This window comes from Saccharothrix sp. ALI-22-I, from assembly GCF_001984175.1.
Classification (GTDB): domain Bacteria; phylum Actinomycetota; class Actinomycetes; order Mycobacteriales; family Pseudonocardiaceae; genus Actinosynnema.
In genome coordinates this window covers 47,199-63,910 of sequence record NZ_MTQP01000038.1, presented here as the reverse complement: position 1 = coordinate 63,910, position 16,712 = coordinate 47,199, and the positions used below count along the sequence as shown (strand labels likewise).

The following is a 16,712-nucleotide window of genomic DNA, read 5'->3' as shown; positions in this document are numbered from 1 at the left end:
TGAATGTGGTCGTACGTCGAAGTGGTCCAGTATTCTTGCATGAGCCCCATCCGATCCGGTGTCTGCTCCGTCAAAAGGGGTACACTTCGGAGTGGTGTGCCGCTCGGAACTCTTCTTGTCTGTGAGACGCGCATTCGGCGCATTCGGCGTAGATCAGGTGGGGTATGTCCGCTGAAACGGATTCCGGGTCTGGCCGCGTTCGTCGGGGAAACTGCAGGAGTGCGGAGTCTGTAGCAATAGCTGGCGAGGAGTCTGGGACTCGTGGAGAGGCGGTCATCCGGACTTTCTCGGAATTCACTCAAGGAATGAGAGTCGACTCTGTGGAGTCGCGGTCGAGCGCGACGCCGAGACGGACGCGGCGGTCGTCTCGCCACAAGTGACATTATGGAAAGGTTAGAAGCGCCGGGGCGCGTCTGGTGCACCAGCCGTTCCTCGGGTGTTCTGCCGACCTCGTTCATCGCGGACTGACCGTGGCGTCGACGTGGCTTCTGACTGTTCAACGTGCGTTATGTGCCCGAGTTGAGGGAGTGTCACATTGGCGGACCAACCAGAACCCGCAGTGGTTCCATGGGTTCTTTCGGGTAACAACCCGTCCGCGCTGCGCTACAACGCGGAAGGTCTCCGAGCGCATCTCCTGGGCGACTGCGCGGATGGATCGGTCGTGGACATCGGGTATTCGCTCGCCACGGCGTTTCCTGCCGGGCGCAACCGCGCGGTGGTGCTGGGGCGTCGACGTGCCGACTTCCTGCAGGCACTGGCCGATCTGGCCAACGGCGTGCCGTCGGGAGACGTGATCACCTCCGTTGCGGAATGCGGTACGCGGCCGGTGTTCGTCTTTCCGGGCCAAGGATCGCAATGGCCGGGGATGGCCGCCGCGCTGATGGAATCCTCGACGGTGTTCCGCAACACCGTCCAGGAGTGCTGCGCCGCTTTCGCGCCGTTCCTCGATTGGCCCCTGTCCGATGTGCTGAACGGCGAGGAGGAATTGGAAGCCCCGGACCTCGTCCAACCCGCGCTGTTCACGGTGATGGTCGCGCTGGCCGAGATGTGGCGCGCGTGCGGCGTGGCGCCAGGTGCGGTCGTGGGACATTCCGTGGGTGAGATCGCCGCGGCCTGCGTGGCCGGAGGGCTTTCCCTGGACGACGGGGCTCGGGCAGTGGCGGAGTGGAGCAAGGCCCAGGCCACCCTGGTCGGCCAAGGGGAGATGGCGGCCGTCTCGCTCCCGGCTGCGGAGGTGCTCTCCTTCCTCCCGCGCTGGGGCGGGCGGCTCGATCTGGCGGCCGTCAACGGGCCGCGGTCGACGGTGATATCCGGAGACCGATCCGCGGTCCACGACTTCCTGGGCCGCTGCCAGGACGAAGGTGTGGTGGCGCGTCGTCTCGAGGTCGGGCTCGCGGCGCATTCCGCGCAGATCGACGCCGTGCGCGAATGGATTCTCCGCGATCTCGGTCCGATCCGGCCGCAGGGTTCCGAGGTTCCGTTCTGCTCTTCGGCGACCGGGGGGTTCCTGGACACCTCCGCACTGGATGCGGCCTACTGGTGCCGGAACCTGCGCCAGCCGGTGCACTTCGCGGGCGCTGTGCGCGCCTTGCTGGCCACTGGTCACCGGCTCTTCCTGGAGATCAGCCCGCATTCGGTGTTGACCTCCGCTCTGCGGGAGACCTTCGAAGCTGGATCTGTGGACGCCGCCGCGATTCCCACCCTGCGTCGGGGGCGGGGAGGGATGGATCGGTTCCTGACCGCAGTGGCTGAAGCCCACGTACGAGGCGCGGATCCCGACTGGGAGGTCGTCTTCGCCGGATCCGGCGCACGGCGGGTGGAATTGCCGGGATCGTCCGGAGCGGACCAGGCGCAGGTGCGGGATCACCGAGCCGCTGAGCCCGACCGCACGTCCGAGGCTGAACGGGTCCGGGTCCTCCGGGCCTTGGTGCGTACGCACGTCACCGCGCTGCTTCCCACCGACGCCCCGGCGGTGCCGGAGAACAAGACGTTCCAGGACCTCGGCTTGGATTCGGTATCCGCAGTAGAACTCCGAGACCGGCTCGCCAAGGCCACAAGGCTGTCCCTGCCCGCGACGCTGGCCTTCGACCACCCCACGCCCCGGGCCGTGGTGGAAGCTCTGCGCACCGCGGACGCGGGCGGGGCCACGGTTCCAGAAGCGGTGCCGGAGTCGTCGAGAGAACCGATAGCGATCGTCGCGATGAGCTGCCGGTTGCCGGGGCGGGTCTCATCGCCCGAGGACCTGTGGCAATTGTTGGTCTCAGAGGCGGACGCGGTCTCGGGGTTTCCGCACGATCGCGGGTGGGATACCGAGGGCCGCTTCCACCCCGAACCCGGCCGTGCAGGCAGCTACTACCAGCGCGCGGCGGGGTTTCTCCACGACGCCACCGAGTTCGACGCCGACCTGTTCGGCATCAGCCCGCGTGAGGCCGTGACGATGGACCCGCAGCAGCGCCTGTTGTTGGAAGCCTCCTGGGAGGTCTTCGAGCGTGCGGGGATTCCTCCGACCTCCTCGCACGGCGAACGCATCGGCGTGTTCGCCGGGGTCATGGCGCAGGATTACGGCCCCCGCCTGGCGGATGCGTCAGCCGAAACCTGCGGACACGTGCTCACCGGTAACTCGGCCAGCGTCGCGTCGGGTCGGGTGGCGTACGCCTTCGGGCTCCAAGGCCCTGCGGTCACGATCGACACGGCGTGTTCCTCCTCGCTGGTCGCACTGCACCTCGCCTGCCGCGCACTGCGGTACGGCGAGTGCACGATGGCGCTGGTCGGCGGTGCGGCTGTCATGCCGAGCCTCGGCATGTTCGTCGAGTTCAGCAACCTGCACGCGTTGTCGCCGGACGGGCGGTGCAAGGCGTTCGCCGAGCAGGCCGACGGCTTCGGGCTGGCCGAGGGCGTGGGTGTGCTGCTGCTGGAGCGGCTGTCGGATGCCCGGCGCCACGGGCACCAGGTCCTGGCCGTGGTCCGCGGCACGGCGGTGAACTCCGACGGCGCGAGCAATGGCCTGACCGCCCCCAGCGGGTCCGCCCAACAGCGGGTCATCCGGCAGGCACTCGCCGACGCCGGATTGTCCGCGAACGAGGTAGACGCGGTGGAGGCCCACGGAAGCGGCACACCGCTGGGCGACCCGATCGAAGCGAACGCGCTGCTGGCCACTTACGGTGGCGGTAGCCGGGATCGACCCCTGTGGTTGGGATCGGTGAAGTCCAACCTGGGACACACCCAGGCGGCGGCGGGCGTCATCGGTGTGATCAAGATGGTGCTCGCGATGCGCCACGGGATCCTGCCGCGGACACTGCACATCAACGAGCCGACGCCACAGGTCGACTGGTCCTCGGGGGCGCTGCGGCTGCTGACCGAAGCTCAGCCTTGGCCGGAGGACCGGTACCCCCGCCGCGCCGGCGTGTCCTCGTTCGGGATCAGCGGAACGAACGCACACGCGATCCTCGAAGCGACATCTGAGCCGGCTACGCCCGTAACCGACGCGGAGCCCCATGGCGAGGTGGTGCCGTGGGTCGTCTCCGCCGCCACCGGAAACGCCTTGCGAGACCAGGCGAAGCGGTTGTCGACCTTCGCTCGTGCCCATCCCGAACTGTCCCCGTCGGACATCGGCCGGGCCCTGGTCACGGCCAAGGCGTCACTGGCGCACCGAGCCGTGGTGTTGGGACGAGGCGCGGACGAGCTGATCCAGGGCGTCGACGAACTCGCCGGCGGCGTGACCGGGACGGTGGTCGAGGGCAGGGCCCGACCCCACCGCCAAGTGGTGTTCGTGTTCCCTGGGCAGGGAACCCAGTGGCCCAGGATGGTCGGGGACCTGCTGGAGACCTCCCGTGGCTTCAGGGACCGGATCGACGAGTGCGACTCGGCGCTGCGAGCGGTCGTCGACTGGTCCTTGGTCGACGTGCTGCGCGGAGCGCAAGGAGCTCCGTCACTGGAGCACGTCGACGTGGTGCAGCCGGCGTTGTTCGCGATGATGGTCGCGCTCGCGGAAGTGTGGCGCGGGTACGGGATCGAACCGGATGCGGTTGTCGGCCACAGCCAAGGCGAGATCGCGGCAGCCTGCGTCGCCGGTGCCCTGCCCCTTCCCGAAGCGGCCAGGATCGTTGCTCTGCGCAGCCGGCTCGTCCGGCGCCGCCTCGCCGGCCGCGGCGCGATGCTCGCGGTCAATCAGCCTCGAGAGCACTGGGACCGGGGACAGCTGTCCGTGGCGGTGGTCAACGGCCCCCGCTCGGTCGTCCTCGCTGGCAGCCCGCAGCACATCGACGAGGTGCAGGCTGAATGCGAAGTCGGCGGGATCCGGGCGCACCGCATTCCGGTGGACTACGCCTCGCACTCCAACCAGGTGGACGCGATCCGGGATCAGCTGCTGCAGGTGCTGGGCGACGTTCGCCCGCAGCGGGCGACGGTGCCGTTCTACTCGACCGTCACCGGCGGCCAACTGGACACCACAGAGTTGAACGCCGACTACTGGATCCGCAACCTCCGGCATACCGTGGAGTTCGACCGAGCCACCCGGGAACTGCTGCGCACCGGCCACGACCTGTTCCTGGAGATCAGTCCCCACCCAGTGCTGACTGCGGCGATCACGGAGATCTGCGACGAAACCGGCGTCGAAGCGGACGCGGTGGGATCGCTGTGGCGCGGTCGCGGCGGTATCGATCAGATGATGCACTCGATCGCCGAAGCACACGTGCGAGGTGCACCCGTCACGTGGGATCACGCGTTCAGCGGGACCGGCGTGCGGGTGGATCTACCGACGTACGCCTTCCAGCGCCGGCGGTACTGGCTGGAACAGCCCGCGTCGGAACAGCGGTCTACCCCGGACGGCCCGTTCTGGGACGCCGTGTGCAGCCAGGACCTCGACGCCGTGTCGGCGATCATGGACCTGGACGACCCCGAATCGCTCGAAGCCATGCGTCCTGCACTTCCCGTGCTGTCGTCGTGGCAGCGCCGCGACCGGGACCAGCGAACCGTTGACTCATGGCGCTACCGCATCAGATGGGAGCCGTGCAACCCCGTCCCGGCGCCCACACAGCCCGAGAATTGGCTGGTGGTCTTCCCCGCCGGCCACGCCGAACACCCCGCGATAGCCGGATGCATCCGGGAACTCGGAGCGATGGGACACGTCGACACCCTGGAACTGGACCCCGACTCGGCCGACCGGGAATCGATCGGGCGGCGACTGCGATCGGAAACGACCGCCGACCGGATCGTGTCGTTCCTGGCGCTGGACGAAAGCCCTCACCCCGTGCACCCGGAGCTGCCCGGCGGATTGGCGATGACACTCGCCTTGGCGCAAGCGATCTGCGATCTCGCCGTGACCGCGCCGCTGTGGCTGATCACCACGGAAGCAGTGGCGGCGGTCGCGTCCGATTCGCTGGAACACCCCACACAAGCAGCCGTGTGGGGACTCGGACGCGTGTTCGGGTTGGAGCGACCCGAGAGCTGGGGCGGTCTGGTCGACATCCCGGAGAGGCCGACGGACGCGGTCCTGTCCCGCCTGCTCGGGGCTCTCGTCGGCAGCGGGCGCGAAGACCAACTCGCGCTCCGCGATGAAGGGCTGTTCATCCGCCGGCTGACTCCCGCGTCGACCGGCGTGCGCGTGGCCGACCAGTGGTGTCCACAGGGGACCGCTTTGATCACCGGTGGCCACGGGGGTCTTGGGAAGCACGTCGCTCGCTGGCTCGTTGGCGAGGGCGCACGGCACCTCGTGCTGGTCAGCCGCCGCGGCGCGGAAACGCCCGGGGCGACAGAGTTCAGCGCTGAGCTGGCGGCATCGGGTGCGCGCGTTACCCATGCACGGTGCGACGTGGCGAAGCGCGGCGAATTGGCCCAGCTCGTTCGGCGCCTGGCCGAACAGGGCGATCCCGTGCGCACGGTGGTTCACACCGCTGGTGCCATCGCCCTCGGTCCGGTCGCGGAAACAAGCCTGGACGAGCTGACCGAGGTCGTCCGGGCCAAGCTGATCGGGGCGCGGAACCTGGACGAGCTCTTCGACGACGCCAACGAACTCGACGCGTTCGTGCTCTTCTCGTCGATTTCGGGGGCGTGGGGCAGCGGCGCGCACGGCGCCTACGCCGCCGCGAACGCTTATCTGGACGCGTTGGCCGAGAATCGTCGAGTCAGAGGGCTTCCCGCGACCTCGATCGCATGGGGTATCTGGAACTCCACAGACGGCACGGGAATGGCAGCCTCGCTAACCAAGGACGAACTCCGCGCCGGCGGAATCGGGTACATGGACCCGCGAATGGCAACCGCAGCGCTGCAGGCGGCGTTGGACCGGGGCGAGACCTGCATCGCGGTCGCGGACGTCGACTGGGAGACGTTCACGCCGCTGTTCACCGTGGCCAGGCCACGTCCGCTGCTCGACGGCGTGCCCAGGGCCCGCGCCGCGGGTGGCGGAGAGCGACCACCGGGGCGAACGTCTCGGGTGGTGCCCTCGGCACAGCCAGGTGAGCTCGTGCACGTGGTTCGCCGCGAGGTAGCTGCCGTGCTCGGATTCCCGGACCAGGAGTCCGTGGACGCCGGTACCCCCTTGCGCGACCTCGGGCTGGACTCACCGATGACCGTGCGACTGCGCACGCGGCTCGCCGAGGCCATCGGCCTGCAAATCCCGGTGACCGCCGTCTTCGACCACCCCACCGTGGCCAGGCTGGCCTCCCACCTGGCAACGCTGAGCGCAGGTGCCCAGGACGCCGGCCAGGTCATCGGCCACGTGAGCACCGAGGAACCGATCGCGGTGGTGGCGATGAGCTTCCGCCTGCCGCAGGACGTGCGGACCCCGGAACAGTTGTGGCAGGTGCTCGAACGCGGCGACGACATGATCTCGGCAATACCGACGGACCGCGGTTGGGGAGCGCGGTATGACCAGGACCCCGCACGCCCCGACGCCCTCATCGCACACGCGGGAGGATTCCTGCACGGCGCAGCGCTGTTCGACGCTGCCTTCTTCGGGATCAGTCCCCGGGAAGCGCTGGCGATGGACCCGCAGCAACGCCTGCTGCTGGAAACCTCGTGGGAGGCGATCGAACGGGCCGGGCTGGACCCGACGACACTGCGCGGGAGCCAGACGGGCGTCTTCGTCGGTGCCGGCTACCAGGGCTACGCCGCCGATCCGGCTGATGCGGTGGACGAGGTCGCGGGTCACCTCGTGACCGGGACGGTCACCAGCATCCTGTCGGGACGCATCAGCTACACCTTCGGCTTCCAAGGCCCTTCCATCACCACCGACACCGCGTGCTCATCCTCGCTGGTCGCACTCCACCAGGCATGCCAGTCGCTGCGCACCGGCGAGTGCTCTCTCGCGCTTGTCGGAGGCGCGGCCGTGCTCTCCGCGCCGATGACGTTGGCGGAACTCGGCAAGCAAGGTGCCTTGTCGCCGGACGGGCGGTGCCGAGCTTTCGCCGCCTCCGCCAACGGCATCGGCCTTGCCGAGGGTGCCGTCGTGGTGCTGCTGGAACGGCTGTCCGAGGCGAGGCGCAACGGTCACCCCGTGCTGGCCGTGGTGCGCGGCTCAGCGGTCAACTCCGACGGTGCGAGCAACGGGCTGACCGCGCCGAACGGCCTGGCGCAACAGGCGGTGATCCGCCAGGCCCTGGCCAACGCGGGCGTTCGGCCGGACGAGGTGGACGTCGTGGAAGCCCACGGCACCGGCACCACGCTCGGCGACCCCATCGAGGCCCACGCACTCTTGGCGACCTACGGGCAGGACCGGGACCGTCCGCTGTGGGTGGGATCGCTGAAGTCCAACATCGGCCACACCCAGGCGGCCGCCGGTCTCGCCGGAGTCGTCAAGACCGTGCTCGCGCTCCAGCACGGTGTGCTGCCGCGGACGCTGCACGTCGACGAACCCTCGCCCCACATCGACTGGTCCTCCGGTGCGGTGCGCCTGCTCACCGAGCGGATGGCGTGGCCCGACCGCGGCCGGCCGCGCATCGCGGGAATCTCCGCGTTCGGGATCAGCGGGACCAACGCACACGTCATCCTGGAGCAGGCTCCCCCCGAGCCACCGCGGCCCCGCCGCGAGGTCGATGCCGTCGTGCCGTGGGTCCTGTCGGCGACGGAGCCCGCCGCCCTCCGGGCGCACGCCCGCCTGCTCCGGGATTTCCTCTCGCGATCCCCGGACGTGAGTCCGGTGGACGTCGGCTACTCCCTGGCGACGAGCCGGACCGCGTTCCGGCATCGGGCGGTGCTCGTCGGCAGCAGTCCCGCGCAGTTCCGCCGGGATCTGGACACCCTCCTCCACGAGGGGCCGACCGCCCCCGCCACGGACCGCCGGGTCGTGTTCGTCTTCCCCGGACAGGGAACGCACTGGCCGGGCATGGCTCGCGACCTCCTCGACAGCTCTGCGGTCTTCCGCGACCGGGTGGAGGAGTGCGCGCGCGCGTTGGAGCCGTTCACCGACTGGTCGCTGTTGGAGGTGCTCCGCGGTGAGCCGGGCGCACCGCCGCTGGACCGCGTGGACGTGGTGCAGCCGGCGGTGTTCGCGGTGATGGTGTCCTTGGCCGAACTCTGGCGCTGGTACGGCGTGGAACCGGCCGCGGTCGTCGGCCACAGCCAGGGGGAGATCGCCGCCGCGTGCGTCGCCGGCGGCCTGTCCCTGGAGGACGCGGCGAAAGTCGTCGCGATCCGCAGCCGCCTGCTGCGCACCCACCTCTCCGGGAAGGGCGGCATGGCCGGGATCTCGGCGGAGCCCGGGGACGTGGCGGAGATCCTGGCGAGGTGGGACGGGCGGATCGAGGTGGCCGCGACCAACGGCCCCGGTTCGGTGGTCGTCTCCGGCGAGGCGCCCGCGCTCGACGAACTGGTGGCGCGCTGCCTAGAGAGCGGTCTGTCGGCGAAGCGGCTCCCGGTGGACTACGCCTCCCATTCGTCGCACGTCGAGGCCATCCGCGAGCACCTCCGCACCGCTCTCGACGGCATCCGCCCGCGCAGCGGGGACATCCCGTTCTGGTCGACGGTCACCGGCGGCGACCTCGACACCATCGGACTGGGGCCCGGGTACTGGGTGGACAACCTCCGCTGCGGCGTGCGCTTCGACGCGGCGACGCGGAACCTGCTCGACGCCGGGCATGACGTCTTCGTGGAGGTCAGCCCGCACCCCGTGCTCTCCTTCCCGATCCAGCGAACCGCTGAGCAGAGCGGAAAACCGCTGTGGACCGTTGACACGCTGCGCCGGGGGGACGGCGGGCCGGACCGAATGCTGGCCGCAGTCGGCGAAGCCTTCGCGCACGGCGTGCCCGTGACCTGGGACAAGGCGTTCAGCGGCCTCGAACCCCGCTGCGTCGACCTCCCGACCTACCCCTTCCAGCAGCGCCGCTACTGGCTCGCAGACCGGCGCAGCGCGGGCGCGCGGCGGTACCGCGTGGCGTGGCGGGTGGTACAGGACGGGCTGCCGGCCCGCTTGTCCGGCAGGTGGTTGGTCGTGACCTCAGGCGGTCGGGGCACCGGGTGGTCCGAGGCTGTCCAAGCCGAGCTCGCCGAACTCGGCGCCCTGGTGGAGCGGATCGACATCGACGAACCCGATCGCGCCGCAGTGGCGGCACGGCTCCGGGGCGCGATCGGCGATGCCGTGGACGGGGTCGTGTCCCTGCCGGCACCGGACGACCCCTCGATGCCCGGGACCGCGGTGCCGAGGGGATTCGCGCTGGTGGTCTCTCTCATCCAGGCGCTCGGTGACGTCGGGATCGACGCGCCGCTGTGGTGCTGCACCAGGGGAGCGGTGTCGACGGGACCGGAGGATCCCCCACCCAGCCCGGCTCAGGCGCTGACCTGGGGGCTGGGACAGGTGGCCGCCCAGGAGTGCGGTGCGCGCTGGGGAGGTCTGCTCGACCTGCCGGAATCCGCCGGACCCCACGAGTTTCACCAGGTTGGCAGGGCGCTGGCCGGGGTCAGCGGCGAAGACCGGTGCGCGATCCGCAGCTCCGGGGTGCTCGTCCCACGAGTGGTCGAGGCCGTCCCCGCCGACGTCGAAGCATTCCGGCCGGGCCGGGGAACGGTGCTGATCACCGGTGGTTTGGGCGCTGTGGGCGCACACATCGCGCGGTGGCTGGCCCGCGAAGGAGCGGAGCACCTGTTGTTGGCCACCCGACGCGGGCCGGACACCGAGGGAGCCGCAGAGCTCGTCGAAGAGCTGTCCGGGACGGGAACCCGGATCACTGTGGCCGCGTGTGACGTGACCGACCGGGAATCCCTCCGACGACTGCTGGGGACGGTGCCGCCGGAAAGCCCGCTGACCGGCGTGGTCCACGCCGCCGGCGCGCTGGACGATGCGCTCGTCGACGCGCTCGACACGGCTCGCGCGGCCGAGGTGATCGACCCCAAATTCGGTGCGGCGGTGCACCTCCACGAGTTGACCCGGGATCACGACCTCTCGATGTTCGTGCTCGTGTCCTCGCTGGCGGGAACGGTCGGCGCGCCCGGTCAGGCGAGTTACGCGGCGGCCAACGCCGGTGTGGACGCACTCGCGCAGCACCGCCGGGGCATCGGCCTGCCGGCCACGGCGATCGCCTGGGGCTCGTGGGGCGATGGTCTGGTCGACGCCGAACTCGACCAGCGGCTGCGACGGCGGGGAATCCCACCCATGCGGCCTGAACAGGCCATCGGCGCGTTGCGCCGCACGCTCGGAGAGGATGCGCCGTTCACGATCGCCGCCGAGGTCGACTGGAACCGGTTGCGAGCCTCTCTGGCACGCGGCGCGATCCTGGCCGAACTCACCGGTGAACAGGTCCACGCGGGCGGGCCGGCCGACAACGGCTGGGCGCGGCGCGTCGGCGAGCTCCCGGGCCCAGAACAGGACCGACTCCTGCTCGACCTGGTGCGAACCCGGATCGCCGAGCTGCTCGGGTACTCCGGGCCCGACGACGTCGACCCCGACCGCCCTGTCCGGGACCTGGGATTCGACTCGATGACAGCGGTCCGCTTCCGGGACGGGCTGGCCCGCACCACAGGACTGGACCTGCCTGTGACGTTGGTATTCGACCACCCCACCGCCGCGGAGCTGGCCGGTGCGCTGCGACCCCGGCGCACCGGGGTCGTCAAGGTCGCAGAGGTCGTCAAGGCCGCGGAAGCCGCGGCGCCGCGGGACGAGCCGATCGCGGTGGTGGCGATGAGCTGCCGCTTCCCCGGCGGAGTCCGCTCGCCGGAAGAGCTGTGGCAGCTCGTCGCCGAAGGCCGCGACGTGATCTCGGACTTTCCCCGCGACCGGGGGTGGGACGTCGAAGGGAAGTACGACCCCGAGCTTTCCCGCCCCGGAACGTTCGCCACGACCGGTGGCGGGTTTCTCTACGACGCCGCGAACTTCGACCCGGAGTTCTTCCAGATCAGCCCACGCGAGGCGCTCGCGATCGACCCGCAGCACCGGCTGCTGCTGGAAACCTCCTGGGAGGCGTTCGAGCGCGCCACCGTGGACATTGACGCTTTGCGCGGAGAGAACATCGGTGTCTTCGTGGGAACCAGCTACCACGACTACGGCTCCCGCGTCTCATCACCGCCCGAAGGGCTCGAGGGTTACCTCACGCTGGGGAGCGCGGGCAGCGTCGCCGCCGGCCGCATCGCCTACTGGTTCGGACTGCAGGGGCCGGCGATCAACGTGGACACCGCGTGCTCGTCCTCCCTGGTCGCGTTGCACCTGGCCGGACAGGCGCTGCTCCGAGGCGAATGCCGCATGGCGCTCGCGGGCGGGGCCACGGTGATGTCCACCCTCGACACCTTCACCGAGTTCAGCAGGCAGGGAGTGCTCGCGCCCGACGGCCGCTGCAAGGCGTTCAGCGCGCGGGCGGACGGGACCGGGTGGGCGGAAGGCGTCGGTCTCGTCCTGCTGGAGCGGCTGTCGGACGCGCAACGGCACGGGCACCGCGTGCTCGCCCTCATCCGCGGCTCGGCGGTGAACTCCGACGGTGCGAGCAACGGCCTGACCGCGCCGAACGGTCTGGCGCAACAAGCGGTGATCCGCCAGGCCCTGGCGAACACCGGCCTCCGTGCGCAGGACGTGGACGCGGTCGAGGCTCACGGAACCGGAACGGAACTCGGGGACCCGATCGAGGCCCACGCCGTGCTCGCCACCTATGGCAAGGACCGCGACCGCCCGTTGTGGCTGGCCTCCCTGAAGTCCAACATCGGCCACACGCAGTCGGCCTCCGGGGTCGCCGGTGTCATCAAGATGGTGATGGCACTCCAACGGGAGATCTTGCCGCGCACCCTGCACGTGGCGGAACCCACGCCGCACGTGGATTGGTCCGGCAGCCTGAGGCTGCTCGCCGAGCAGGTCGACTGGCCGGCGGGGGAACGACCGAGGCGCGCCGGCGTGTCGTCGTTCGGCATCAGCGGGACGAACGCGCACCTGATCCTGGAGGAAGCACCGAGGTCGGGAACCGGAGAGGAGCGGCGGAGCCCGCAGGACCCCGGCGTCGTCCCTTGGGTCTTGTCGGCCCGGACCGCCGACGCGTTGTGCGCGCAGGCCGACCGGCTTCGCGCCTTCCTCGGAGCGGATCCCGATGTCGAGCCCGTGGACATCGCGCATTCACTCGTGAAGACGCGCTCCAGGTTCGAACACCGCGCCGTGCTGACCGGAACCACCCGGCAGGAGTTCCTGACCGGACTGGATGCGTTGGCCGGCGGTGCACACGGGACGGCCCGCGCGGCGCGCCGCGGCGGCATCGCCGTCCTCTTCGGCGGGCAGGGCGGGCAACGGATCGGCATGGGTCGGGTGCTCGCCGACGCGTTTCCGGCGTTCGACCAGGCGTTGCGGGAGGTGTGCGCGGAGCTCGACCGGCACACCGAACGGCCCGTCCTCGACATGGTTCTGGCAGCGGAGGACCCCGGCCGCGACACCGCCCTCGACCAGACGATCCACGCGCAGCCCGCGATCTTCGCGTTCGAGGTGGCCCTCTTCCGGTTGTTCCGGAGCTGGGGAGTGACACCGGCGTTCCTCCTCGGCCACTCCGTGGGCGAGCTCGGCGCGGTGCACTGTGCGGGTGCGTTGTCGCTCGCCGACGCGTGCGTCCTCGTCGCCGCGCGGGGTCGCCTGATGCAGACCATGCCCGCCCACGGTGCGATGGTCGCCGTCGAGGCCGCGGAGGAGGAGGTGCGGCCGTTGCTGGCGGGTCGCACCGGTGTCGACATCGCGGCGGTCAACAGTTCGACCTCCACGGTGCTCTCCGGTGACGAAGAGGCGGTCCACCGTCTGGCGGAGGAGCTGGCCGCGCGAGGCCGCCGGACCAAACGACTGCGCGTCAGCCACGCGTTCCACTCACCGCACGTTGACCGAATCGTCGACCGATACCGCGAGGTTGCCGCCGACCTCACCTGTGCGACACCGTCGATCCCGGTCGTCTCGTCCGTCACCGGCGAGCAGGTCGGTGCCGCGGAACTCGCCTCACCTGAGTACTGGGTCCGCCACCTGCGCCGCGCGGTGCGGTTCCAGGACGGCGTGCACCGGCTCCACGACCAGGGTGTCGGCTGCTACCTGGACCTGAGCCCGGACGGCGGGTTGGCCACGCCGGCCGAGGACTGCCTCGCGGAGCGGGAGCCCGCCCCCGTGTTCCTGGCCGCGCTGCGGCCCGGCACCGACGACCGGCACCAGGTCCTCCGGACCCTCGGCGACCTGTACGGTTGCGGAGCCGCCGTGGACTGGGACGCGGTGTTCGCCGACAACCGTCCCCAGCCGGTCGTGCTCCCGACGTACCCGTTCCAACATCGGCGTTACTGGTTGGACGCGGCACCCGAGCGCCACGCCGACACGGGTCACCCGTTCGTGGCATCCACGACCGAGGTCGCGGGTGAGGGCAGCGTCGTGCTCACCGCCACGCTCTCGACTCGCACCCATCCCTGGCTGGCCGACCACGTGGTGGGCGGGCAGATTCTGTTCCCGGCGACGGCGTTCCTCGAACTAGCCCTCTGGGCCGGGCGGCGGTGCGCCTGCCGGCAGGTCGACGAACTGATCCTCGAAGAACCCCTGATCCTTCCCGAGTGCGGAGCGGTCGCGGTGCAGCTGCTGGTGGGCCCGGAGGACGAGACCCATCGCCGACAGGTGCGATTGCACGCCAAACCAGAGGGCGACCTGCGCTGGACCCGCCACATGACGGGTGTGCTCATTGCCGGGGAAGGCGACGCCCGGCGTGCCCAAGCGCCGGACGACCACGCGGTGCCGGTGGACACCAGCGGGTTCTACGAGCGGCTGGTCGACCGGGGTTTCGACTACGGACCGGCGTTCCGGGGGCTCGACAAGGTGTGGTGCGACGGGGACGACGTGCTCGTCGAGGCACGGCTGCCAGAAGAGAGCTGTGGACAGTCCCGGTCCTTCGGCCTCCACCCCGCCCTGTTGGACGCCGCACTGCAAGCGGTGGCGTTCGTGATGGGTGACGCAAGGCTGATCCCGTTCTCCGTGCGCGGCGCGTCCCTGCACAAGACCGGAGTCGACGTGCTCCGCGTCCGGTTGTCGCCGGTCGGGGAGCATGAGTTCTCGCTCGACGCGCACGACGCCGAGGGACACCTCGTCCTCGCGGTGGAATCGTTGCGGCTGCGCCCCGCTGCCGGAGTGCGCGCGGGTGATTCGCTCTTCCGCCTAGAGTGGTCCGCCGTCCCTCGCGCCTCGGCGGTCAGCCACCGCTGGGTCGTGCTGGGCCCGTCGGAGCCACGTATCGCGGGCGCGTTGCGCCCGGAAGCGGAGGTGGCGGAAGTCGGCCGCTTCGACGAGCTGCGAGAAGCCCTGGACGCGGGACACCCGGCCCCGGACATGGTGCTGTGGTCCCCACGGGCCGAAGCCGGGCTCCCCATCTCCGCCGCAGTCCGCCACCTAGCCGTGCAGGGGTTGGAGCTGATCCGGAACTGGCTCTCCGAACACCGGCTCTCCCGGACGCGGCTCGTCCTGCTGACCACCGGAGCCGCCGGCGAAGAACCCGTCTCTGACCTGCCAGGCGCCGCGCTGTGGGGCCTGGTCCGATCGGCCCAGTCAGAGAACCCCGGACGGTTCGTGCTCGTGGACGCCGACACCTCCGACGCCTCGCTGGCCGCCCTGCCCGGTGTGGTCGCCACCGACGAGCCGCAACTAGTCCTGCGAGCCGGCGAAGCGCGTGCCGCCCGGCTGGTCCGCGTCCCCCCGGCCGGCAGCGGAACGCCGTGGGACCCGGACGGCACCGTGCTGATCACCGGCGGTACCGGGGTGGTGGGGCAGGCGTTGGCCCGCCACCTCGCCGGGCGCGGCGTCCGGCACCTGCTGCTGGTGAGCCGGGGCGGGCCGGTCGCCGCAGGAGCCGCGGGCCTGGTGTCCGAGCTGAACTCGCTCGGCACGAGGGCATCGGTCGTGGCGTGCGACGTGGCGGATCGGCGGGCAGTGGCCGCACTGCTGGCCGCGATCCCGGACGACCGCCCGCTGACCGCCGTGATCCACGCGGCGGGTGTGCTCGACGACGGGATCGTCACGGCGCTGACTCCGGAGCGGGTGGACCGCGTCCTGCGCCCGAAGGTGGACGGCACGCTGATCCTCCACGAGCTGACCCGGGACCGGAACCTGTCAGCGTTCATTCTGTGCTCGTCGATCGCGGGCGTGCTCGGCGGCACCGGCCAGGGCAACTACGCCGCCGCGAACGCGTTCATGGATGCCTTCGCCCAGCAGCGGCGGGCAGCCGGCGAACCTGCGCTCTCGTTGGCGTGGGGGCTCTGGGAAACGCCGAGCGGCATGACGGGCAAGCTCTCGGAGGCCGACCTCGCACGGATTCGCGGGTACGGGGTGGTGCCGATGCCCGCCGAACAGGCGGTCGGTCTGCTCGACGAGGCACTTGGGGCGGGCGGAGCAGTGCTGCTGGCGATGCGCCTCGGCCTCACCGCGGTGGCAGCGGACGGTGGCACCATTCCGCGTTTGCTGCGCGACCTCGTGCGGACCCCCACGCGGCCCGCGGCGGACGGCAGCGCTCCGAGCCCACCGCGTGACCTGCGGCGGAGGATGGCCGAGGCCGACCCGACCAGGGTGCTGCTGTCGGAGGTGCGCGAGCACGTGGCGCGCATCCTCGGATACCCGGACTCGCAACTCGTCCAAGTCGACCGGGGGTTCCTCGAACTGGGGCTGGACTCCCTGTCGACGCTGGAGTTCCGGAACCGATTGGAGGAGGTGACCGAACTGCGCCTGCCCGCCACGCTGCTGTTCGACCACCCAACTCCCCGGGCGGTGGCCGACCACCTCCGGGAGCGGTTGTCCACGACCGAGGACGACTCGCCCGACTCGCCGCTCGCCGATCTGGAGCGGGTGCGGTCCAAGCTGCCCGCGGTCCTCGTCGACGAACGGGCCAGGAAGCGGCTCGTCGAGGAGCTGGAAGAGCTGTTGGCGGAGGCGGGATCGACGGCCGCGCCGCCCGGCGAGACCGTTGCCCTGCGGCTCAAGCACGCCACCGACGGGGAGATCTTCGAGTTCATCGACAAGGAGCTTGGGCTCTCGTGATCGCCACCGAGCCGGCTCCTGCGCGAGGAAGACCGGGTACACGGGCGGCTGGGGCGCGGTGGGCGATGATCCGGCGGGTCCTCCTCGGCGGCACGGCCGAGCACGGTGCCACGGCGAGAGTGGTGCGACGCAGGAGTGGCGGCAGGTTCGAAAACCGCTCGACCCGTCGCGAACGGGCTCGGCGCACCGCAACGGAACGCGCCCGGTACCGGACACCGGAGCCGATCGCGACCGGGTCGGAGAAATCCGTCACTCCCCCCGGCACCACCGCCAGGCCGGA

1 protein-coding gene is annotated in these 16,712 nt (G+C 70.7%); it reads left to right on the top strand.

Annotated elements, in window-relative coordinates; translation table 11 throughout:
• The first annotated feature begins 661 nt into the window (after positions 1-661).
• Entirely contained in the window at positions 662-16,432 is a 15,771-nt protein-coding gene (locus tag ALI22I_RS04520) for a type I polyketide synthase (RefSeq protein ID WP_083751413.1), read from the top strand.
• Positions 16,433-16,712: the final 280 nt, after the last annotated feature.